The 23,671-nt window shown below is 44.4% G+C and carries 22 protein-coding genes; 3 read left to right on the top strand and 19 right to left on the bottom strand.

Features of this window, described 5'->3' with window-relative positions:
* Positions 1-6: 6 nt before the first annotated feature.
* The 12 genes from CI959_RS10145 to CI959_RS10080 form a co-directional block, all read right to left on the bottom strand.
* Positions 7-405 (bottom strand): hypothetical protein, encoded by a 399-nt coding sequence (locus CI959_RS10145; RefSeq protein ID WP_005861266.1) that lies wholly within the window; start codon positions 403-405, stop codon positions 7-9.
* A gap of 319 nt (positions 406-724) precedes the next feature.
* The gene (locus CI959_RS10140; protein WP_008773869.1) at positions 725-1,480 is read right to left on the bottom strand and encodes a LytTR family DNA-binding domain-containing protein; all 756 of its coding nucleotides are present in this window, start codon (positions 1,478-1,480) and stop codon (positions 725-727) included.
* Between the two features lie 6 nt (positions 1,481-1,486).
* Entirely contained in the window at positions 1,487-2,545 is a 1,059-nt protein-coding gene (locus tag CI959_RS10135) for a sensor histidine kinase (protein ID WP_172680041.1), read from the bottom strand.
* A gap of 67 nt (positions 2,546-2,612) precedes the next feature.
* A complete protein-coding gene (locus CI959_RS10130; RefSeq protein WP_008773871.1) occupies positions 2,613-4,169 on the bottom strand; it encodes a lytic transglycosylase domain-containing protein in 1,557 nt (518 codons plus the stop codon).
* Between the two features lie 5 nt (positions 4,170-4,174).
* Entirely contained in the window at positions 4,175-4,885 is a 711-nt protein-coding gene (locus tag CI959_RS10125; protein ID WP_005866821.1) for a DUF5683 domain-containing protein, read from the bottom strand.
* Positions 4,882-5,769, bottom strand: coding sequence for a ParB/RepB/Spo0J family partition protein (locus CI959_RS10120; protein WP_005861256.1), 888 nt, complete (start codon positions 5,767-5,769; stop codon positions 4,882-4,884). Before CI959_RS10120 ends, CI959_RS10125 begins: the two co-directional genes overlap by 4 nt.
* Positions 5,757-6,536: a ParA family protein gene (locus CI959_RS10115; RefSeq protein ID WP_005861254.1), complete on the bottom strand. Its 780-nt coding sequence runs from the start codon at positions 6,534-6,536 to the stop codon at positions 5,757-5,759. The genes CI959_RS10120 and CI959_RS10115 overlap by 13 nt, the downstream gene beginning before the upstream one ends.
* A 196-nt stretch (positions 6,537-6,732) precedes the next feature.
* Entirely contained in the window at positions 6,733-7,152 is a 420-nt protein-coding gene (locus CI959_RS10110; RefSeq protein WP_057316852.1) for a DUF6575 domain-containing protein, read from the bottom strand.
* Between the two features lie 1,080 nt (positions 7,153-8,232).
* The gene (locus tag CI959_RS10095) at positions 8,233-11,565 is read right to left on the bottom strand and encodes a DUF6383 domain-containing protein (RefSeq protein WP_057316856.1); all 3,333 of its coding nucleotides are present in this window, start codon (positions 11,563-11,565) and stop codon (positions 8,233-8,235) included.
* Between the two features lie 350 nt (positions 11,566-11,915).
* Entirely contained in the window at positions 11,916-12,668 is a 753-nt protein-coding gene (locus CI959_RS10090) for a biotin--[acetyl-CoA-carboxylase] ligase (protein ID WP_008780689.1), read from the bottom strand.
* Entirely contained in the window at positions 12,655-13,014 is a 360-nt protein-coding gene (locus tag CI959_RS10085) for an MmcQ/YjbR family DNA-binding protein (protein WP_005861248.1), read from the bottom strand. Before CI959_RS10085 ends, CI959_RS10090 begins: the two co-directional genes overlap by 14 nt.
* Positions 13,015-13,026: 12 nt before the next feature.
* Positions 13,027-13,392 (bottom strand): YraN family protein, encoded by a 366-nt coding sequence (locus CI959_RS10080; RefSeq protein WP_008773876.1) that lies wholly within the window; start codon positions 13,390-13,392, stop codon positions 13,027-13,029.
* Between the two features lie 69 nt (positions 13,393-13,461).
* On the opposite strand from CI959_RS10080, the gene CI959_RS10075 reads away from it, so the two are divergent.
* Together CI959_RS10075 and CI959_RS10070 are read left to right on the top strand one after the other, a co-directional pair.
* On the top strand, positions 13,462-13,689 hold the full coding sequence (locus CI959_RS10075; RefSeq protein WP_005861242.1) for a hypothetical protein: 228 nt from the start codon (positions 13,462-13,464) through the stop codon (positions 13,687-13,689).
* Positions 13,686-14,126: a nucleoside deaminase gene (locus CI959_RS10070; protein ID WP_008780688.1), complete on the top strand. Its 441-nt coding sequence runs from the start codon at positions 13,686-13,688 to the stop codon at positions 14,124-14,126. Before CI959_RS10075 ends, CI959_RS10070 begins: the two co-directional genes overlap by 4 nt.
* Positions 14,127-14,129: 3 nt before the next feature.
* Here the strand turns inward: CI959_RS10070 and CI959_RS10065 are convergent, their stop codons facing one another.
* The 5 genes from CI959_RS10065 to CI959_RS10045 all read right to left on the bottom strand — a co-directional run bounded on the left by CI959_RS10065 (position 14,130) and on the right by CI959_RS10045 (position 19,422).
* A complete protein-coding gene (locus CI959_RS10065) occupies positions 14,130-14,408 on the bottom strand; it encodes a DUF4834 family protein (RefSeq protein WP_005861240.1) in 279 nt (92 codons plus the stop codon).
* A gap of 56 nt (positions 14,409-14,464) precedes the next feature.
* A complete protein-coding gene (locus CI959_RS10060; RefSeq protein WP_005861239.1) occupies positions 14,465-15,166 on the bottom strand; it encodes a phosphatidylcholine/phosphatidylserine synthase in 702 nt (233 codons plus the stop codon).
* Positions 15,163-15,825, bottom strand: coding sequence for a phosphatidylserine decarboxylase family protein (locus tag CI959_RS10055; protein WP_057316859.1), 663 nt, complete (start codon positions 15,823-15,825; stop codon positions 15,163-15,165). The genes CI959_RS10060 and CI959_RS10055 overlap by 4 nt, the downstream gene beginning before the upstream one ends.
* Before the next feature lie 72 nt (positions 15,826-15,897).
* A complete protein-coding gene (locus CI959_RS10050; RefSeq protein WP_057316861.1) occupies positions 15,898-19,065 on the bottom strand; it encodes an exodeoxyribonuclease V subunit beta in 3,168 nt (1,055 codons plus the stop codon).
* Positions 19,066-19,077: 12 nt separating this feature from the next.
* Positions 19,078-19,422, bottom strand: a complete 345-nt coding sequence (locus CI959_RS10045; RefSeq protein WP_005861235.1) for a translation initiation factor — start codon at positions 19,420-19,422, stop codon at positions 19,078-19,080.
* 210 nt (positions 19,423-19,632) lie between these two features.
* Here CI959_RS10045 and CI959_RS10040 point away from each other — a divergent pair, with 210 nt between their 5' ends.
* Positions 19,633-21,942, top strand: a complete 2,310-nt coding sequence (locus CI959_RS10040) for a PAS domain-containing sensor histidine kinase (RefSeq protein WP_172606902.1) — start codon at positions 19,633-19,635, stop codon at positions 21,940-21,942.
* On the opposite strand, the gene ispF is transcribed toward CI959_RS10040, so the two are convergent.
* Entirely contained in the window at positions 21,911-22,396 is a 486-nt protein-coding gene (ispF, locus tag CI959_RS10035; protein ID WP_005861223.1) for a 2-C-methyl-D-erythritol 2,4-cyclodiphosphate synthase, read from the bottom strand. The genes CI959_RS10040 and ispF overlap by 32 nt on opposite strands.
* A gap of 6 nt (positions 22,397-22,402) precedes the next feature.
* Positions 22,403-23,605 (bottom strand): type IX secretion system outer membrane channel protein PorV, encoded by a 1,203-nt coding sequence (gene porV / locus CI959_RS10030; protein ID WP_005861221.1) that lies wholly within the window; start codon positions 23,603-23,605, stop codon positions 22,403-22,405.
* Positions 23,606-23,671 lie beyond the last annotated feature (66 nt).

Here is a 23,671-nt window from a genome sequence, read left to right as displayed (position 1 = left end):
TTACACTCATTTATTCTCAGCCAAATAGATATCCGTAAATGTCACAGCTCCGGTTAATCGGTTATTGTTGTTAGTTACATTTAACAATATGACATACTTGCGATACTGATCGGCAGTCAACGCCTCTTTCATCAGCTTCAAATTGCCGTACACGGCTTTTTGCAATCGTTCATCCTGACGCTTCAGGTCTTTGCTCAAACTCTTTCTTTGTTCTTGTACAAAATAATCATTAATGTTAAGTACCTCCTCCATTTGGTAAGGAGCCAATCCTAGATAAGAACTCAATCGGCTAAACTCTACCGCAAACGGTTCTTTATTCCCATATTCATTCACACATTGCGCTTTCGCAAAATTCATTGTAGCACTCATTCCCAAAACCGCTACCGCCATAATTAACTTTCTCATAATACCTACAATTTACCTATTACAAAACCATTTACAAAACAAACACTCATTTTAGAGAAGATAGCCTAAACATTCTTTTGTTTCGGACTAATCCTTTTTTACAAACCTATTAACCTATCTAATGTGTATGATAAAACTCGGATTAACATCAAAATTTCAACTTACATCTTATTGATGTATCTCCTTGTTTATATTGCAAAGATGAAGAATTATCGGATAGGAAGTTTCCGATTGTTGACGAAAAGGAAAAAATGGGGATTGAACACGAAAAGGGCAAAAAAATACCGGCTTTAAGAGAACCGGCATTTCTATTTAATTATTATTCCAGACTTACTATCCAAGACTTAAACTCGGATGCCTTATTTTTACTAATATATATACGCTCAGGCACTTCTATATCCAAAGTAACGAGCAAACGGCTATCAAACCAAATTGTTATGTCCTTCACGCTATCACGAGAAATGATGAATTGTTTATTCGCACGGATAAAATCAGCAGGACTTAAAGAAGAAATTATCTGTTCCAATGTTTTAGCATATGGATACGAATTACCAGTCTTTAAATAAACATATGTACTCTTATCAGCCGTATAGAAACAAGACACATCTTTCAAGCTAATAGGCAACAATTTATCCTTAACAGGAATCAGTAGTTTATCCTTGTATTTAGGAGTAGTAGACAACTGTGTTAATTGGGATAAATAATGGATGATATCTTGATGATTCCATCGGCTAAACTTATCTAAGGCCCGTTTCAATTCTTCCGGCTTAATCGGCTTCAAGATATAGTCTATGCTGTTTACTTTGAAAGCGTCGATCGCATATTGATCGTACGCCGTAGTAAAGATAATCGGTGCCTCCACCTCTATCTGGTCAAAAATAGCGAAAGCGGAACCGTCCGATAAATGAATATCCATAAAAATCAAATCCGGCCTCGGATTGGCTTGCAGCCAACGTACCGTTTGCCGGACACTCTCCGTATTTCCCATGATCTCAATCGTGGGATCTATTGTAACCAACATATCCGCTAAGTTCTCATAGGCGGCGGTCTCGTCCTCTACGATCAGTATTCTCATATAGCATCATTTTAGGGGTAGGTATACCTGAAACTCATCCTCATCAGATTCTACCCGTATTTGTTTATTCATTAATAGCAAGAAACGATTCTCCAGATTCTTAAGCCCGGTTCCATTCGTATCCGGTAAGGTCAATTTCGGATAGATTGGATTAGAAACAACCAGTTCCATTCGCTCGTTCAGCCGGATCAAGATATCCATCCGGTGCTCGCTGTCTATAATATTATGTACCGTCACGTTCTCTACCAACGGAAGCAAAGATAATACGGGAATTCGCAAGTTCCGCTTATCTTCGGGAACTTCGATCGTAAAAGTAAGCTTATTGGCGAAACGGACTACCATTACATGCTGAAAAGCCTCTATAAACGCAAGCTCCTCCGACAGTGGTACCAAATTCTTTTTATCACTCTGAAGGATATAACGGAATATATCGGACAATTTCGTAACATACAACAAGGTATTCTCATCGTTTTTCTTCCGTATCAAGGAGGAGATTCCATTCAATGAATTGAAAAAGAAATGCGGATTGATCTGGTTCACCAATGCATCGCAGCGGCTCTGCAAATTCTCGACACGCAGATTCTCGATCAATTGATCCTTTTCCCGTTGATTGTGATATAGCATTTGTATATAGCCGATCAAGGTACATAACAACGCCAACACGATAAACTGGAAGATAATGATACTCAAAAAACGATCATAACTAATAGTCAGGATGGAGATCAATTTATAGACAACAAAGCCTCCGGAAACGTACAGGGCATTCCAGAGCAACCGCTCGAAGAAGGAGGTACAATCCTCATGCCTCAAGTTACTTTTCAGCAAAAACCAAATAAGTCCCCAGAAGTAAAGAAAACGGAACCCAAAGAAGAGTAAAAATCCTTGATGATCGTTCGGAGCCAGATAGCTCATGTCACAAAAGATCCATGCCAAATTCGGGTAGGCGATAAACACCGCGCAAACCAAACTGACCAACCAAGGTTTAGCCTTGACCACTGATATCTTTTCATCCAATGAACCCATACGATTGTATCTTTTTTCGTATACAAAGGAATAAAAAATCATTCACATCCTTCTCCAGTGCAGGAAGAAAGCGAAAAAAAAGAGTTAAAGACGAATTATCCCCGAATGATCATCCTACCGGTATCTTCAGTACTTGACCCGGACGGATATCCGGACTTGACAGCCCATTCACCTTTTGTAAGGAAGAGGCGGTAACCCCAGGGTATTTCTTGGAAATCGAATAAAGCGAATCTCCCGATTTAACCTTATAAGAGACAAAATCTTTATTAGCGGAAGCGATCTGTTTTGTAGCGGCGGAAGCTGACTTTTTCGTTGTTGTCGCAGTTGATTTCGCAGTCACGGTAGTTGATTTCACCGGAGTCTTGGTAGCCGAGGCAAAAGCGACACCCCCATTATCTACATATAATCTTAACCGTTTTCCTTTCGCTACCCGGTTGGAGCCTAGCCCGTTCCATTTACGGATATCTTTCGCTGTCACTCCATAGCGATTAGCGATCGTATAAAGATTCTCACCACTCAATACCACGTGGGTGATTTTTTCCCGGGTCGCACCACTTGGTAAAGAGCCATTAGAGTTATTCGCAGAAATGCAATTCGCCAACAGTTCCTCGATCCGATGCGTATAGACCGTATCTTCTTTATCGATAAAAGCATAGGTTTCCGCCGCAGGTAGTTTCAAAACCGAAGGGCGGGTATTACCCGGAACGATGTCTCTTTTATATTGTGGATTTAACGCACGCAACGTCTCAATATCTACTTGCAATAGATCCGATACCTGCTGCAAATGTAGGGCATTATTCACCATGACCGTATCCGTGGCTAGCGGCAAGCTGGTTTGCATCGGACAGATGTTATGCTCGCAATAATAATTCATGACGTAATTGGCGGCGATAAATAAGGGGACGTATGAACGAGTCTCTTTCGGTAAATAAGGGAAGATATCCCAGAAGTCCGTCTTGCCCCCCGAACGACGGATCGCTTTATTCACGTTGCCCGGCCCGCAGTTATAAGATGCCAACACTAAATTCCAATCCCCATAGATAGCGTACATATCCTTGAAATACTTACAAGCGGCCTCGGTCGCTTTCAAGGGGTCCCGGCGCTCGTCCACCAAGCTATTAATCTCCAAGCCATAGCTCTTACCCGTAGGAAGCATGAATTGCCATAAACCACAAGCGCCCACACGAGAGAGGGCTACCGGATTCAAGGCACTTTCCACGACGGCGAGATATTTCAATTCAATAGGCAGGCCATGCTCATCCAACACCTGCTCGATTATCGGAAAATAAAAGTCCGCCATCCCCAGCATATAACGCACTAAATTTCGTTTACGCTCCGCATATAAGTCAATACAATCACGCACTATATTATTATAGGGCAAAGCGATCACGCTGGGAAGCCTAGACAGGCGGTCGATATAGACCGAATCCGGGAAATAGACATTCTCGTCGTCATCATGGCAAAAGTCCTCTCTTTTTGAGAAATATTGCACATGCCAAGTACGGAGCAAACTATCCACGTTCGCATCCAAGCTTTCCGGAATCAATCCGACCTCAGACTCCAGCGAGCTTAAGGTATCTTTTTCCTCAATTCGGGTCTCTTCCTGCGCATAGACCAATGAGACCAAACAATTTAAACAAATGAGTGCTAGCAGGTATCTTTTCATGTATATCAGAATTTTAGACTGCAATTCAATCCGTAAGTACGAGGCGTGACACTCGTCTTCGGACTAACAACCGGCTCCAAATGCAAGGATAAATCCGGTGATATATCAAAATCGAATAACTGGGCATCCACGTAGGCATCCACGATACTCAACGCATACACCCCGACCGTAATAATTATACTCAAGTCTCTATATCGACGAAAATAATCCTTCTGTCTTTTCAATTGATCCTTGAAATTTGAATTATTAATCGCATCCTCAGGAGCCATGGAAGTCAAGTCTTGCCAACTTTTACTCCAAGCATCCGGATTTTCCAGATTCTTAGCGGCATCATACATGATATCCTTATAAGCCGTCGAATAATCCTTATAGTTCTTGTTGTTCCAAGTCACGGCATACATACATCCCATCAAGCCACCGTAAACGATCGGTAATTTCCAATATTTCCGGTTATAGATCTGTCCCAGACCCGGTACCAAGGCGAACAAGACCGCTTTTGTCGGATTCGGCTTAAAAGCCAGCTTCATCTTCACTTCCGGTACACCCACCGAATCGGCCGCCATCAAGACGGCTTGCACGGTAGAATCCGGGGCAGCTACCTCCACGGAATCGGAAACTATAGCAGGAACGGCTTTCTCCGTCTTATCCTCCTGTGCGTTACCCATCCCGGCATAGCACATGAATCCGATCAAAAGGAGTATGATTCGATTTCTCATTTCAATTTATCCAGTAACCCGATCAATTGCTCCAACTCTTCTTCCGTGGCGAAAGGAATCGTAATTTTACCTTTTCCCTTCTCATTGCAAGTCAACTGGACTTTCGTATTGAAGTAACGGGACAAATGATCTTTCAGCAATTTAAACTCTTCCGGAAGTATCGGCTTACGATCCGATTTTTTCTTTTCCGGCAATTCCGGTTGTATTCCCTCGGCTATATTACGCACCATCTCCTCCACGTTACGAACGGAGAGTCCTTGAGCCAATATCTGCTCATATAAAGCTAATTGAACCTCCGGATCATCCACCGGGATCAATGCCCGGGCATGTCCCATATCGATCTTCTTGTCCTTCAATCCTACTTGGATCTCGGCGGGAAGTTTCAATAAACGAAGGTAATTAGCGATCGTAGCACGTTTCTTTCCAACCCTTTCGCTCAGCCCCTCTTGGGTCAAGCCGTAATTATCGATTAATTTTTGATAAGCTAACGCGATTTCGATAGAGTTCAAGTCCTCTCGTTGGATATTCTCTATCAAAGCCATCTCCACCACGTTTTCGTCGGCCGCCGTCTTAATATAAGCGGGAATACGCTCCAAACCTGCTTTTAGCGACGCACGATAACGGCGTTCGCCAGAGATGATCATATATTGCTCGGGGCCGATTTCCTTCAACGTAATCGGCTGTATCACGCCTAACGAGCGGATAGAGGTAGCCAACTCCTCCAAGGTCTCTTCCTCAAAGATGGATCGAGGTTGTTCCGGATTAGGCTGGATCTTGCTTAACTCGATCTCACTAATAGACGATGAACCACCTGTCTTCAGGTCATCCATCGTAATTAACGCGTCTAATCCACGGCCTAACGCCGATCTTTTTAATGCTGCCATAATCCTTTATTTTTTTCAACAATCTCCTGTGCCAACTGCATATGGTTGATAGATCCTTTCGAATCCGCGTCATACAATAAGACAGGTTTACCGTAACTGGAAGCCTCGCTCAACTTCACGTTTCGTTGGATCACGGTAGTAAATACCAAATCACGGAACGGACGTTTCACTTCCTCATAAATCTGGTTCGCCAAACGCAGGCGGGAATCATACATAGTCAAGAGGAATCCCTCTATCTCCAGTGCCGGGTTCAGCTTTGATTTGATAATCTTGATCGTGTTCAACAGCTTACTGATACCTTCCAAGGCGAAATACTCGCATTGTACCGGGATGATCACCGAATCGGCGGCTGTCAAGGCATTCACGGTTATCAATCCCAAAGAAGGAGAGCAGTCGATCAGGATAAAATCGTACTTCTCTTTCAGCGGTGTCAATATCTGCTTCAATATCCGTTCACGATTCTCCAAGTTTAGCATCTCGATCTCCGCTCCCACCAAATCGATATGAGAGGGGATGATATCCAGTCCTTCCACTTCAGTCTGTGTGATAGCGCCGCTCGCGTCCTCACCGTTCACCAGACATTCATAGATAGAAAGTTCTACATTACGTATGTCCACACCCAGACCGGATGAGGCATTCGCCTGCGGATCAGCGTCTACGACCAGCACCTTTTTCTCAAGAGCGGCCAATGACGCAGCCAGATTAATCGTGGTGGTTGTCTTCCCGACTCCACCTTTCTGATTTGCTAAAGCGATAATCTTTCCCATACTATACCTAATTAATTCGAGGGCAAAACTAAACATTAAAAACTGAACCAAACAGGGTTCAATCAAAACAATGCTTGTTTTGTTGATAAATCGCCCTAACTGTTGATAACTCGCAAATATAAGCAGAATAAATCAAATAGGGGGTTATAAGGCTGGTATATAGGTGTTTTTTTGGAAATGATAACGAAGTTTTAAGTTACATACAGACCCATCCCATCCTTCGGGCAATGTCTTGGAATATATTTTTATCGCAGGAAGGAACCTTTATCGTATAGATCTCAGACCGTGATTCCACATGAAAATATCCCTTTTCCGGAAGCCTTTCCTCCGGCAAGGCCTTTCCCTCAAAAGACTGTAGCTCATAATGATTATCATTATAAGACACATTGAAATATTCATTGTCATTCTCCGGATTCAGATAAAGAGTCCTTAAATCGATCCTTCCTCCCCAATAATCATCCAGCCTAGAGGATGAAATCTTAATACCCGTATACCTGCATCCAGCCCCATCATCGAAAAGCAGGCATAAGTATTGCGTACCAAAAGAATCTTTAGCCACAAGGATTTGAGGCACATCATAAAACTCTAGGATCCTATCTAAAAACAAATTAGTCATAACATCATTACCTTTGCCTTATTTACATCAAAACAATAAGATCGCCACCAAGAATAATGAGCCACACCAAATGTCTTTTTAATCATGCCATCTTCTTTGCAAGAAGAAATCCAATGATTTCACAGGATTTCCTTCCGCAATTCTATAAAACACCCCACTACACGCCATAGCATCCGAAGGTGGACATAAGTCCGGTAGCTCCTCAAACCATTTCCTTTCTTCCATGATATCGCAAATATAAGCAGAATAAACAATATACCATATCAAGAATCCCATAAATATGACTAACGAGAAACCATAGCTAAACCACGTTTACCATTTTGACAATTTGTAATATCAAGTCCCGGAGAATCGATTTTTCCGGGCTGATGGACAGTTCATTCTCAAATACGAGAAAAAATTTCAGCAATCATTTACATGACAGCGTCTTATCGAAAAACGGCCTTTCATTCTAGCGGAATTCATTCATTGTAATTCATATTTAGTGGGTTGCTTGAGGGGGTTTATGGGGTTAGAACTGGGTCGTAACAAGGTTATGATGCCCATCCACAAGTATCAACAACCCTATTCTTGACTATTCACGATGCCCATCGGCACTACCGGCGTTGCCCAACGCGACCTATCGCATAGGCTTTCACCACTTATCACGTACAAAAAGGGGGCTTTTTCAATGAAAAATGCCGTTTACAGTCATCCAGCCTCTGCTATTTTACGCTCTCCACCGAAAAGGGATGTCACACATATAGACATTTATCTATCAAAAAGAAAGAATAACAGGGCAGTAGAGCCTAGAACCTGCACGAGTAGTCCTTACAATCCACGCCGGTAGTCGCATATGACGACACCGATACTCACACAAGGTGCTCATGAGAAAAGTATCTTAGTTTCATCGCCCCATACGCCTAAGATACTTCGCCAATGAACTTAGGATACTTGCTCAATGAAACTAAGATACCTTGTTTTTGTATTTAAATATGAAACACTCGTAGGGGAACGCACAAAAGCCCCGCCGAAGTACATCGACGGAGCTCTATCTTATGAACTGTGTCTTTCCTTACGGAAATTCGATCAGTTTTCTACTTATTTAACGATTGTCTTAACAGCCTCTTCACCCTCAACAGCTACAGCTACGATACCAGCAGGTACAGCGATAGTTGCGTTGTCTGAAGTAAGAACTGTCTCAGCAACAACCTTACCTAAGATGTTAGTGATAACTACAGACTTACCAGCAGCGCCTTGAACAGTTACAGTACCGTTACCTGCTACTACGGATACGCCTTCAGTAGCGATTTCGTCATTAGAAGTTACCATATCTTCTTTTTCAGTCTTCTGGAATGCGTTGAATACCAATGCACCGTCACCACCAGTCTTAGCGTTGTCGAATGTAGCATTCACATCTGTCAATACCAAGCAACCATTGTGCATCTTCAACCAAGCGGCAGCCTTTTCAGGGGCGATAGCCTCATCCTTGTTGCCTTTTACTGTCTGATATTTCTCACCAGCAGCATATACATTAGACTCGATCAAGAATGCGTTGTTCTCGCCTTCCTTGCCATCCTCATAAGCTACAGCAGCAGCCTCAGGATTTACATAACGGAATGACCAAGTTACATTCTTATGGTTATCACCATTCAAGTAATTGATAAATGAAGGATATTCTTTCTTATAAGTAGCGATCATAGATTCGATACCCTCGTTCTTCAATTGCTCTTTCGTCATGCTTGCATACTTGCCAGTCAAGACTAACAATGTATCACCATATTGAACAGCAGGAACAAAACCTACACGAGTATAGCTACTGTTAGAAACAGCCTTCGTATTGAAGATAAACGGATTTACGTCAGCTTCACAAGTAGCGGCAGAATCAGAGAAGTTAACTAGATACTTACCATAAACGAATGCCGGAGTCTTAATATGAACAGCGTGTACACATTCGTAAGGATTATCTGTCGGAGTTCCATCGGGTTTGATGTGCTTGCCATCCTCTGTACAAGGAATGATCTTCTCACCTGCGATTACATCTTGGAATGCAGAAATCAGGTATTGAGGTTTGATCTCGCCTGCGCCACGTTTCAACCATGCAGTATCAACACGGAATGCCAATTTACCATTAGCCTTATCTTTATTCCAGATACCAGCGTAGTCTACTGTAGAATGTTGCAAGTTCGTGTTGTTCTCATCCATTAAGTACTCTTTACGGATAGACTCAACAAAATACAAGCTATCAGAAGCATCATTTACGTTCTCACCTAACAATTCATTGTTGAAACGACGATACAACGGAGTATTGTCTGGTTCTACTGAGAAAGAAGAAGTTCTCTTCTCATTCAAAAGCTCAACCTTCAAACCTGCCTCTTTACCATCATCTGCGATACCTACTTTATGAGTAGTAGCCACATTTTCAATGTTTGCAGCATACTTATAGTCAAAGCCAGCCTCATTAGCGACATAATGAGATTTAAGAATAGCATAGAAATGCTTAGCTCCATCATGGTTATTCTCCTTAAAGAAGAATGTATCCGGTGTAGCGATAGCACCCATAGCATACTTCTGGCCATAAACAGACTCCTCACGCAAATATTTATCGGTGTTAGCCAACTTAACTACATAGTTAGTTCTCTCCAATTGAGCCAAGCCCTTGATCCATTTTTTAGCCTCATCAGTAACCTTATAACCATAAGCAGCAGTAGAACCCTTAACCAACTCATAGCGGCTAGCCTCTTTCTTCACATAAAGCAAAGAGTCTTTGCCATCACCGTTTGCGATCCAATAATCCGGAGTAAACGGATTCAAGTAGTTAAATTTATACTTGTTTACAGATAACTCAGCATCTGAAATATACTTATAACCCAACTTAGCATCCTTAATCAAACTTTCTTCCAATGCGTCAAATGTAACAGCAGAAAGGACTTTATTATCTATAGATGCATTACCAACTAACTCTCCTTTCTCATTCTTCGTAAATTGAACAGTCGCTGTAAATTGCGGGAACTCACGGTTCGTAATTACAACAGGAGAAGTTTCGATAGCCTTATCAGAATGCATTGTTTTCAACACAACCCATTGATAAGCAGGCATATGCTTCGGATCTTGAGCATCCAATTTAACCCATTGAACATCATTATTAGCCTCGCCAGCAACGTTGTCGTTCAGATGGATAGGAGCAGCCAATACTTCACCCTTAGCGTTCTTGATAACATAAACACCATCGTTTACAGATGTCTTGTCCGTGCTAGTGAAACAGCCGTCTACACCAAAACTAATGTGTGTATTAATCGGTTTTTTGCCAATTGTAGCAATACGATCCGCAACAGTAAAGTTCTGCAACTTAACGAACAAAGAATCAGCTGAATCTGTTCCTTCGCAAGTAACCGCATGATATACAGTACCGTACTTAATTGGAGTCATATCCTTCCAATAGTCATTCTCTGTTCTCTTCTCCGGCAAATAACGAGCCTCTTGAACCTGAATGAACAAGCTATCGCCAGAAGGTCTGTAAGTAAACAAGAACTTGTGTTGGTTAGCGATTTCACCTGACGTTAAAGCATCCTCAGAACCCTTAGCTTTGACATCAGTCCAACCAAACTTCAAGAATTGAGTACCTACACCATTAGCGGCAGTATCTACCTTCAAATAAGAATTTTCTTTTGCTTTATCCGTTACATACACGAAGTTATGATCAGTATCGCTGTTAATACCTTTAGCAACAAAAGCTGTTGTAGAGAACGGGTTTACATCTGCGTTAGCGTCCGGATTAAATTTCAAGACATTCTTATTTTCTTTCAAATAAGCATTAATCTCAGCGGCACTCAACACATATGTACCTGCGTTGAACAACGTGAACTTCAATGCGTCTTGATAATTCTCAGCCTCATTTGCTTTGATTTTCTTAGCCTTAATACCATCGCCCTCCGCTAATAAAATCAACACATTATCTGCCTCTTGATAAGTATATAATGTTTGATTCCTTTCTAAGCTTTCCTTATAAACAGAAGAGAAGGCCCATCCACCATAAGATTCACCAACAGAAAGAGCACCAGTCGTTTCACCAACTTTCATGCCATCGGGCACATTAATCGCCAACATTGCACTCTGTCCCTTGTTCACAAAGTCATAGATAGGTTGTTGTCCTCTGTCTTGTGCCTCAGTGATCTGAACACACCACAAAGAAGACTTCACGTCTGACAAATTCGCAGAAGTGACCAATTTGTACTCACCCTTATCATTTACAGTAAGAATTTTACCATCAGAAGTTCTTAATTGATAAACTCCCTTCGGCGTTGTAGAACCCAACTCACTCATTTCGGTAGCATCACCGCCCTTAAGAGCACCGCTCAAATCCTCTGCCTGAGCTGTAAATGCTGAAGAAAAAAGCAAGCTAGCGCACAAAAGCGTAGAAAACTTTTTGTTCATAATTAAATAATTTAATATTAATACTAAAGTGTAATAAGCTCTTCTATTGGATTGCCTGCCTTTTAAACGGACTTAGGGCAATCGGTTTTATTCATCATTGCAAAGGTACGCGTTTCTTTGATTCGTGCAAATCTTCCCTATTATTTTTTTGTTACCATATACGCTTTCTTATCAATCAAATAGGCTATTCATTACGAAACCGCCGATTATAAAGACAAACCATCTCTTATCCAATACCACAATACTTATCTTCGGTTCATTCCTCCAACAGATATACACTATTACACACATTTTACAATGTACGTGTACATTATAAAAATACGTGGTAAAAAAACACTCCGATCAAAAAGTCATTTGCAATAAGAGACTTCCTTAAAAGCATAACGGCGAATGCTTCCATCCCGTAATGCTAGCAAAAGATGCCCGGTTGATTCTATATCATGGATACAGGCCTCGAACTCGCCGGACTCATCCTTATAACCATGATACCCCTCTCTTCTATACAAAGCGGATTGATAACGAGCTCGAATATCCTCGTGTTCCTCTTGGAGAAGAGATAAATAATAGCGATAGAATATTGAGAGGAAACGGTGCAAAACCTCTTCCCGATCTACTTCCTTACCGATTATTTGAAACAAAGATACAGGATTCGGAGCATCTCCTCGAAATACCGTTTGATTCAAGTTTATGCCGATCCCGATGATGGAGCAATACAGATTATGCCCCGACAGGTCGTTCTCAATCAACATTCCGCAAATCTTCTTGTCTTTCCAGTAAATATCGTTCGGCCACTTCACGGTGATATGATCCGCATATAAGTCCAACGCCTCCTTCACGCTTAGAGCTGCTATTTGAGAAATCAAGAACTGACGGTTCGCAGGGATGCACGTAGGGTACAGGACTAAGCTAAACATCAAGTTCTTTCCCGCCTCAGACTCCCAAGTATTCCCGATCTGACCACGTCCGGCTGTCTGGAAATCGGCAACGACCACACTTCCTTCCGCAAGAGATTCCTTGATGACCAACTCACGAAGCAAGCTATTCGTAGAAGCGGTTTCCGCCACACGCAAGATGCGGGGAGATTCATTATCAGTGCTCATCATTATAAATTTCCCTTATATTTTTTGGTAGTTTAGCGATCACTTCCCGGTAAGAATGGAAGATCCAGCGTTTAATCTCCTCGTCTTCCATATCCCGGTCCAGATAAATGCTATTCCAGTATTTCTTATTAAAATGGTAAGCTGGCTCAACCGCCGTATAATGTTCCCGTAACTCTTCCACATAATCCGTACTACATTTCAAGGAGACATGAGGCTCCTCCGCATCCAAAGGAAGCAGCAGGAACATCTTATTCTCTACCTTAAAGACCAGCGATACCTCATCGAACGGGAAACACTCGATGGTATTCTTCAAGGAAAGGCAGTATTCACGTACTTCTTCTATATTCATAACTTTTATCTTTTAACGGCAAGGAGCATAGAAAGCATCTTCGATATGGTCGATCAGGAAACCCGTCTCTTTCTTGATCAATGTCACGATATCAAAACGGACTGGTAAGTCTATATTAAAATAACGGACATAGGCATCCGCAGCGGCGACAATCCTCCGAATCTTCTTGGTGTCTACCGCATCTTCCGGTGAAAGCAAAAAATCCTCAGAGCGTGTCTTTACCTCCACCACGATTAACTCATCTTCCTTGACAGCGATAATATCCAGTTCATAATGATGCCAATGCCAATTGGTATGCAACACGTTATATCCATGTTTTACCAGATAGGCACGAGCCTCAGACTCACCTTCCCGACCCATATCGTTCTGTCTTGCCATCGCATTAATTTGCACAAATATAGCCATTTTCTTTGTTATTCGGCTATTCACTCGTACATTTGCAAATGTATGAAAGAAGAACGTAAATATTCATCGGCTCACCCCAATCATCCGAGGGTACACAAAGTGACCTTTATGCTGAATGACGAAGAGCATAAAGCGGTAAAACGTTACCTTTCACGCTACAAGATCGAGAATAAGTCCCGTTGGTACCGAGAGACGATCCTTTCTCACATCCTCAAGACCTTGGAGGAGGATTATCCGACTCTTTTCAACGAAAATGAGATGAGAAGATGAATCCTTTCAATGACGAATATTTCATGAAGCAAGCGTTGGTGGAAGCTCGTGCGGCAGCGTCCGAGGGTGAGGTTCCCGTAGGAGCTGTTATCGTCTGCAACAACCAGATCATAGCGAGGGCGCATAATCAAACCGAATGCTTGAACGACGTGACCGCACATGCCGAGATGTTGGCGATTACGGCCGCCGCCGGAGTCTTAGGAGCGAAATACCTGACAAATTGTAGTCTATACGTAACCGTGGAACCCTGCATAATGTGTGCCGGCGCGATCGGATGGGCACAATTAAGCACGATCGTATACGGGGCATCCGATGATAAAAGAGGTTTCTCCAAATTCGCCCCTCAAGCCTTCCATCCGAAAGCGATTATCAAAAAAGGTATCCTTGAAAAAGAGTGCGCGGAAGAAATGCAGCGTTTCTTTAAGCAAAGACGCTAAGCTCTATTTAACTTCCTCGTAATCCACATACTCCCCTTCATCCTTGGCGAATATCTTCTTACGGTGCACATAAGGTGTACGATCATCATCATCGTCCCGGGCGGTAGTAGTCGTAGAACGATGTCCGGAAGTATTGCTATTTGTTTGACGACGTTGTTCTCCCTTACGAGTGCTGTTTCCGCTACCAAAAAAGATGTTCTTAAAGGTACGCAAGATGGAGAAACCCATCAGAAACACCAACAGGATAAAGAAAAAGAATATTACAAACAAAAACTTAAACATAATCCGATACTTAAATGATTCTTTACTATCACAAACACAAAGATAAGAATTCTTGTTTATCCCTTTTTGTTAAAAATAGACAAGACTATATATAACAGGATGGTTCCAGAGATTCCCAAGAATCCCCATAACGCCACGAAAATAATGGCACAAGCGATCAATATATAGCGAAGCTCATTACCCTTCCACGCTAAGGATTTCACCTTCAGCGAGAACATCGGTATCTCAGACACCAACAGCAAGGAGGTAATAAACGCCAAGATAACAGTCACCAACACGAACAAGCCTTCATTCGCATGGACAACCGGTAAAACAGAATATCCCACCGAAGCCCAAAATAAAGCATGCGCCGGAACCGGCAAGCCGATAAACGAGGTAGTTTGCCGTTCATCAATATTGAACTTAGCCAAACGCAAACCTGAAAACGTAGGGATCACGAACGCCAGATAAGGGATATACGTATTCAAAGAGCCAAAAGGCAAAGCCGTAGAAGCCTCTCCCAACAACCAATAGACCACCATGCCCGGAGCGAAGCCGAAACTTACCATATCCGACAAGGAATCCAATTCCTTTCCCATCGGCGAGTAAGCCTTCAATAAACGAGCGGCAAAGCCATCGCAGAAATCAAAGACCGCGGCTATAATAATCCAAATCAACGCAGATAAAAGATTTCCGTGCAAGGCCATAACACTGGCGACACAACCGGACAGAAGGCTTAGACACGTAATTGTATTAGGAATATGTTTTCTTATACTCATTTTGACAAACGGGCTATAGGCGTTTGATTGCCTGTTACTTTTTGATCCATCTCTATTAACACCTCTGTTCCTACCGGCAGGTAGACATCCACGCGAGAACCGAATTTAATAAACCCCATTTGCTCGTCCACATGACATTTCTCTCCCGGCTTGGCATACGTAACGATGCGGCGTGCCATCGCCCCGGCAATCTGACGAGCCAAGACATCCACCCCGTTCCTCGTGGTAATCACGACCGCCGAACGTTCGTTCTCCGTACTACTCTTCGGCAGATAAGCCGCCATAAAACGCCCGTTCTGGTGGGAAACATGCTTAACGGTACCGTTTACGGGAAACCAATTAGCATGCACGTTGAAGATAGACATAAAGATAGATATCTGTAGGCACTCCTTATGAAGGATCTCGTTCTCCATCACTTCCTCGATGGCAACGATCGTACCGTCGGCGGGAGCGATCACCAAGCCTTCCGAATCATAAGGAAACCGGCGGAAAGGACTACGGAAGAAGTTTAATACCAATAGGAACAATACGGTAGAAACAAAAGCGACAGAATAAAACAGCATACCCTTACCTACCGTATGGTACAAAGTTATATTCACAATAAATAATATTGTAAACAACGTAAGCAGTAAACCGGTTCCTTCTTTATGTACTTTCATTCTTCTTTGACTGTATCGTTTTATACTAAGAATCTGCAAAAATATTCATTTTTACCGAATATCAAAAATATATCACTTATTCACTGCCTCTATTTTACCTAACTCTACGTACCAAAGGTATCCATCGACCCGCTCGAAACCCATTTTACGGATTAATTGCAGGTAATTTCTTACCTGATTAGGATGGCGCTTATCTTGCCGTTCGCCAAATTTATAATCCACGACAATAACCTTACCTCCTTTTATTATCACCCGGTCCGGGCGTTTAGACAAGCCTTTACCGAACAGGATATCCACTTCATTCAAGACACGGGCGGAACCATCATACCAAGCCTTTACCTCCTCCGCTTGCAATAATTCTTCCAGACGGCTGATCAACTCCGCCGCTTCCTCCCGGTTAATCACCCCGGCTAACCGATAACTTTCGACCGAAGCGGGAATATCTTTCGGCGTACGTATCCGACTCAATACCTCATGCATCAAGGTACCGTGCTTCCGCCTGGCATTATCGAAAAAGAATCCTTTCCCATGCAGGCGTAATTGTAAACGATCAACCGGGGAAACGGAATACAGGCGGCTCATGGGGATTTCCTCCAGGGTATCTTCTGCCGTTCTACCCGAAGCTGGATGCCACCATTCGCCCCTTTCAAAGGTATCATCCTCGATATCCGTCTCCACCCCCGCCCACAATAGATCGGCGATGGAAGTTATCTTCTCAACCTTACCTTCCTTGTTGATCTTCCTCGGACGGGGGGAGAATACGATCAGTTCTTCTTTCGAACGGGTAAAAGCGACGTATAAGGTGTTCAAGTTATCGATGAAAGCATGCAAGCGCTCCTTGAAATAATCCTTGGCGAAAATCGTGCTACTCAGGATCTGTCCGTAACGGACAGGAACTAAGTGCAGGCGGTCAAACGGCTTCTTCTCCGGGTGGCACCAAAGGATAACGGGCTTTGTCGGCTTATGGTCGATCTCCCAGTCCCCGAAAGGAATGATAACGACCTTAAAACCTAAGCCCTTGGATTTATGTACGGTCAAGATGCGGATAGCGTTTTGCCCATCCGGGGTAGCGATCGTCTTTCGATAACCGGTCTCGTCCCACCATCTCAAGAAACGGTTCAAATCTGCGCTTTCTTTTTGGGCGTACTCGGAAACCATATCCAGAAAAGCTTGCACGAATACCTGTTCCGTTTCCGGGAAGTAAGCGGAGAAGTTACGGAAGAGCCCTTCGGTTACCTCGTACAAGGATTGCCGGGAAATAGACTGAAGGTTTTGGAAAACAGACTCATCCGCCTCGCTCTCCCCGAATTTTCCGGTTAATACTTGATAGGCATACATCGCCAATTTCCTGTTCGTCCGGTCCTCCGGATTTCGCAAATAGCGCAATACGGCGATCAGGAAACGGACCGCCGGAGAACTACCCACGAACAGGGCATCATCGGAGATGATATCGTAATTGTATCGGTCGGACGGATGCTCTTCCTTATAGGCTAGCAACGTATCAGCCACTAAAGCGCCTTCTTGATTGGTACGCACGAGTATGGCGATATCTTTTAGCGCGTAACCGTTATCCTGCAAGCGCTCCAAGGTAGCGGGCAATCGCTCCATCGCCTCCTGCTTCCAGTCCTTATCCTCATCACCGGAGAGGAAATCGATCCGTACATGTCCATCCTTCTTCTGGAAGGGCGGGGGGACACGCTGGGAACTATCGTCGTAGGCCGCCATGATCCTCGCAGAAAAGGCCGTGCGCTCTTCCTCGCTTAATGAGGAGTTTTTCAACGCCTCATTATATAGATCCTGCAGGATCGCCGGAGCGGCGGTGAAGAATGCGTTATTAAACTCCACGATATGGCGGCAGCTTCGCCAATTATCCATCAGGGTTTCCTCACGGACTTGCTCGTCCTCGAAATCCCTGCGGACTTGCTCGTCCAATAGCTTCCAATCCGAGTTACGAAAACGATAAATACTTTGTTTCACGTCGCCAACGATCAGATTCGCCCGGCCATTCGCCAGACTCTCCTCCACCAAGGGGCGGAAGTTATTCCACTGCATGCCGCTGGTATCTTGGAACTCATCGATCATATAATGATCTACGTGCGTACCCGTTTTCTCGTAGATAAAGGGGGCGTCACTGCCGCTGATGACCTTATTCAGCAACTCGGTCGTATCGGCGATCAGCATGACATTCTTTTCTTCCCGGTAAGAGGCGATTTGCCGGGAGATATCGGTTAAGATCCCTAACGTATAATAATAACGTACGATCTCCCGGGCCGTGTTATAGGCCGTCAGGTTGGCGAACAGGGATACGATATTCTTTACGCAGGCATTCAACCCTTCCTCATATACACACCCGATGATCTGCCGGAGACCCGGTGGAGTCGTCTTGGTCGTATAGGCATCCGGATTATCCGGCAAAGCTTGGAACGTGGCTGTCGGCTCTTTCATCTCACCTTTCGCCAGCTTCTCGAAATAGAAAAACGGGGAACGACTTCCTCCCTTAAAATCCGAGGGTTGTAAGGCGAACTGTTTCAGCAACGCCACTCCCTCCTCTCCTAAACGTTTCGCCTCCGCCTCGACGGAGCGGATAATGGCGTATAGCTCATTCTTATAGGCATCGAGCGCCTGCTTATCCGCGATATCCTTACCTACTTCCTCGCTAAATGCCTTATAACTCTCCTTAAAGACCTCCCGGCTGAGCGACATGATGTCTTGCCGCAAACTCCAGCCGCCTCCATCCTCGATCTTGTCCTCGGCGAAACGCAGCAGCCAACCTAGCAAATCCTTGCTCTCCGGCTTCTCCAGATCGGCCAGCAGGTTATCGATCGCCTCGGTCAAGACCAGTTCTTGGTCCATCTCGATGCCATAACCGCCTTGCAAACCGATCTCGCGGGTAAAGGCACGCATCGTTTGCTGGAAAAAGCGGTCGATCGTACTGATATTAAAAGCGGAGTAATCGTGCAGGATAGCGACCAGAATCTTCCGGGCCTGCTCCCTCACCTGCCGCTCCGTCAAGGAATAGGCGGAAGAGAGTAGCTGGATATAATCGGACGCACGGCCGGAAGCGAGGTGATAAAGTTCTTGAACGATACGGGTTTTCATCTCATCCGTCGCCTTATTCGTAAACGTCACGGCCAAGATCCGGCGGTAAACGCCCGGCTGGGAGAAGAGCAACATCAGGTACTCCCCTGTCAGCTTATGCGTCTTGCCCGCCCCGGCGGAAGCCCTATAGATTGTTAGCATAGCGATCGGGGATTAGATCGTACGGCTTTTCGAATAGCCCTCTTTCCGGAGGATATCCAACACCTTGGCACGCAGGTCCCCTTGGATGATTATCTCCCCGTCCTTAGCGGAACCGCCTACGCCGCATTTCACTTTCAAGAGTTTTCCCAAGGCGGTCAGATCCTCGGAAGTGCCCCGGAACCCGGTGATCAAGGTAACCATCTTCCCTCCCCGGTTCCGCTTATCCAAGGATATGCGCAAAGCTTGTTTCTCCTTCGGCAACGTATCTTCCTCTTCCGTATCTCCCGTATTATATTGAAAATCGGGATTCGTGGAGTACATCACGCCTAATCGATCTTTCCAATCATTATTCTTCATAAAAATACCACTTTATTGGCTCAAAGCTACGTATTAATCTCCGAATAGGCAAACAAGGGCGAAAAGGCTATCCTATCAAGATGGAACTATTACCATTTTACTACATATAAAACCTTTATTTTCAGGCAAACCTCTTGCTTAATAAAGCGGAATCACTACATTTGCTACCAGAATCACGTTTGCTACATATATCGCTTAGAATTAACGGCCATGAGAAATATCATTCTTTTTATTTTTATTATACTAACGGTCCACTTGAACATGAGCGCACGAGGCTCCGGCGAGAAACCGTCTATAGTCGTACTGCACTCCATCAACTTCGAGGAAAGCTGGACGAAACAGACCTATCTTGATATAGAAAGAAAATTCGGGGAGGAAGGGTTTACCGTAAAGGCGATTCCCTTACAGATCCCCGGTATCCGCACTATGGAAGGGTTTCAAGAGAAGAGAACAATGATCCTAGAGAGAGTTCCCGTGCCACCCACCTTAGTCGTATGCATAGGAGATCCCTCTTGGCTTGTCGCCCGCCCGTTGTTTGACAAGGAATGGAAAGATATTCCCTCTATCATCTGCTACGCCAGAGATTATATGTACCCGAAAGAAGAGTACCTGATAGACCTAGATAAAAACGTGCTCGATACGCTGGTTCCCATCACGGACGTAGTAAAAGGCTATAACGCCACTTTTATAAAATACCCAGTCTATATCAAGCAAACGATCGAGCTAATCAAAAAGCTACAACCGGAATTAACCAAACTGGCCTTTATTTTTGACCGCCGTTATATAAGCCAGCAAACGAAAGCGGATGTAGAGGCCGTGCTACGGAAAGATTTTCCGGGCATCCAATTCGAGCCACTGTCTACCACCTCCATTTCCACCGAGAACTTATTGGACAGACTGGCCTCTTTCGACAATAAGACCGGAGTCCTTTATTACTCATGGTACAGGACCCGGAAGGATAACGAGAATCGTTACCTAGTCGATAACGTCCAGAAAATGACCAATAGTTTCTCCGTCCCCCCAATCTTTACCTTGCAAGACGTACAAACAGAAAACGGGAATTTCGCCGGGGGATATTATGTTTCTCCGGAGGATTATGCGCAGGTGACGGTCAACACGATCGAAATGATCCTCTCGGGGAAAGATAGTAAGGAAATCCCGATCCAGACCGCGGAAACCCCGAGGGCCTACCTAAATTACCAGCATCTATTGCTTCACCAGATCGATCCCGGCCTATATCCCCCGAACGCCACGTATTTCCAAGAGCCTCCCGGTTTCTTACAGAAATACAAGATCCATATCATAAGCCTACTCGTCATTCTGGCGTTATTGATAACGATCGGGATCTTACGGGTCCGCCTCTTCATCCAAAAGCAAAAGGCCAAAGACAAGGAGCTGCAAATCGCACGCCAAGCGCAAGACCTGAACCAGAAATACCAGCTCGTCTTGAAAGCCAGCAACATGATGACATGGATATGGGACGTAAAAGAAGCACGGCTCGAATGTAACAATATTTACCTGACCCAAAGATCCATTCGCGACAAGGGAACCGACGGCCAATTCTGCATGTCGGCGGACGAGTTTTATAGCGGCATTCACCCCGAGGACTTGGAACAGATGCAAGACGCGATCAATAAACTAATCGCCGGCGAGAGCATATCGATCGACGAGGAGATCCGTTATTTAGACGATACAGGGCTTGAATATACATGGATAGAGATCTTTGCGATCGTAGGGAAAACCGATCCGGAAGGAAAACCCGCCTACTTAACCGGAGGTACTACCCTCATCAACCAACGGAAAAAAATGGAACAAGAACTGAGGGACAAGGAGAAGATAGAGGAATCCAACCGGTTGAAATCCGCCTTCCTAGCGAACATGAGCCACGAGATACGTACCCCGCTGAACGCTATCGTAGGCTTTTCCAACCTGCTAGCGGAAACTTGCCACTCCGAGGAGACGAGAGAGTTCTGCGAGATCATCGAGACGAACAACGAGCTTCTCCTTCAACTCGTGAACGATATCCTGGACCTATCGAAGATCGAGGCCGGGCAAATGGATTTCATCTATTCCGAGTTCAACGTATCCACGCTATTCCGGAGCTTATACCAGACCTTCCAAAGCCGGGTGAAAGACGGTGTCACTCTCTATTGCGAGATACCTGAACAGGATTGCGTTATCTATTCCGAGAAGAATCGCTTGACCCAAGTGATCACCAACTTCCTCACGAACGCCTGTAAGTTCACGTTCCAAGGGGCTATCCGCATGGGATACAAGGAGAGGGAAGATGGATTATACTTTTACGTAAAAGATACCGGAAAAGGTATTGAGCGGAAGAACCTCCCGCACGTATTCGAGCGTTTCGCCAAATTCGATTCCTTTATCCAAGGAACCGGACTCGGACTATCCATTTGCCAAACGATCCTAGAGAATCTTCACGGGAAGATCGGCGTAGAGTCGGAAGAAGGAAAAGGGAGTACTTTCTGGTTTACGATCCCATGCGCTGTATCAAGACCGTAGCGTAAGCCGAGATCCCTTCCTGCCGTCCGGTGAAGCCCAGCTTCTCCGTGGTCGTAGCCTTGATAGAGATATCCTCCTCGTCCACGTTCATGACCTCGGCCAGCGTTTTCTTCATCAGAGGGATATGGGGATTCAATTTAGGGCGCTCGGCGGCTACGGTGGCATCGATATTACCCAACTCATAGCCCGCCTCTCTTAAAAGCCTCATGGTATCCCGGAGCAAGATCTTACTATCGATATTCTTATATTCACCAGCCGTATCCGGGAAATGATAACCGATATCCCGCATATTGGCCGCTCCCAGTAAAGCGTCGCAGATCGCATGGATCAACACGTCCGCATCGCTATGTCCCAATAGGCCCAACGTATGCTCGATCTTAATCCCGCCTAGCCATAATTCCCGGTCCGGCACCAAGGCGTGGACGTCATAGCCAAAACCTACACGTATCTTCATATCCATTTATCTGAAAAGGTTCTTGATTCCATCCATATCGAACGACAAGGAGAAGCGCAATGTCTGGTCCAACGGGTTACTCTGTACCGTACTGATCAGATAAGCGGCATCCAACTGGAAAACACTCATGCGGAAACCAGCACCGACTGAGAAGTACTGACGGTTTCCCTGATATTTATTCTCATAGTAATAACCGCCACGAACAAAGAACTGCTGATTGTAATTATACTCCAGACCGATAGAGGCCATAATCTCCTCTAGCTCGCCCTTGAAGCCATTCGGCGAGTCACCGAATGATTTGAAGATACCCGTGATCGGGGACATATTGTTATATTCATCATGTTTTTCCTTATAAGCAGCCTCATCCTCGGGAGTCGTACCTTCTTGAATAGGTTCGGTAGGAACTAAATATTTACTCAAATCCACATAGATACCGATTTGGTTATAATCATCGATCGGATACAGTAAACCAGTTCCAACCTTTAACATCGTAGGCAAGAATTGGTTGGTATTTCCACCGTCGTAAGAGACCTTCGTACCGATATTGGAGACATTAAAACCAAAGCTCCACAGGCACTCGCTATTCCCTAAGATCACGTATTTCTCCAGATAACCGGCGATATCAGCGGCAAAAGCGTTATCCGGAACCATATCCGCATCCGACGAGGCACCCATGTCCGAACGAATATAGCGCAAGGCGACCGCCATAGAGAACACATCCGATAATTTACGGCTATAACTTACATCAAAAGCCATCTCATAAGGATTCAATATGAGCTGATTACCCATTCCTCCATCCCGGCTTTCCTGTACTTCTCCTAAAGAGAAATAACGCAAGGAAGCTCCGATCGCCTGCATATCGCTATCGCCTAATTTATAATAACCGGCCAGATATGCTAAAGCCACATCATTCACCAATTTACGTAACCAAGGCGTATAGGATAAAGCGACTCCGGCCTTACTATAACTAAAAGCATACTTAGCCGGGTTCCAGTATTGGGAATTCACATCCGGCGTAGTAGCCACACCGTTATCACCCATAGCACCTCCGCGAGCATCGGGCGCAATAGACAAAGACGGTATCGCCGTATTAATCGGGGCGAATTTATGTTTAACATCGTCTGCGCCTCCTTGGGCATATAAAGCCGTAAATGCCGTCAAAAAGCTGAAAACCGCTAGTAACAGACTGAATCTTGAAACTCTTACCATATATTCTATTCTAAAAATACATTTACATTTATCATTCCTAGAGGGTAATAAACATACCCCCATGCT

Origin of the sequence: Parabacteroides sp. AT13 (assembly GCF_002272965.1) — a bacterium.
In the GTDB taxonomy this organism is placed as follows: Bacteria; Bacteroidota; Bacteroidia; order Bacteroidales; family Tannerellaceae; genus Parabacteroides; species Parabacteroides distasonis.
Note: the sequence above shows the minus strand (reverse complement) of the source record. Positions and strands in the feature narration are given on the sequence as shown.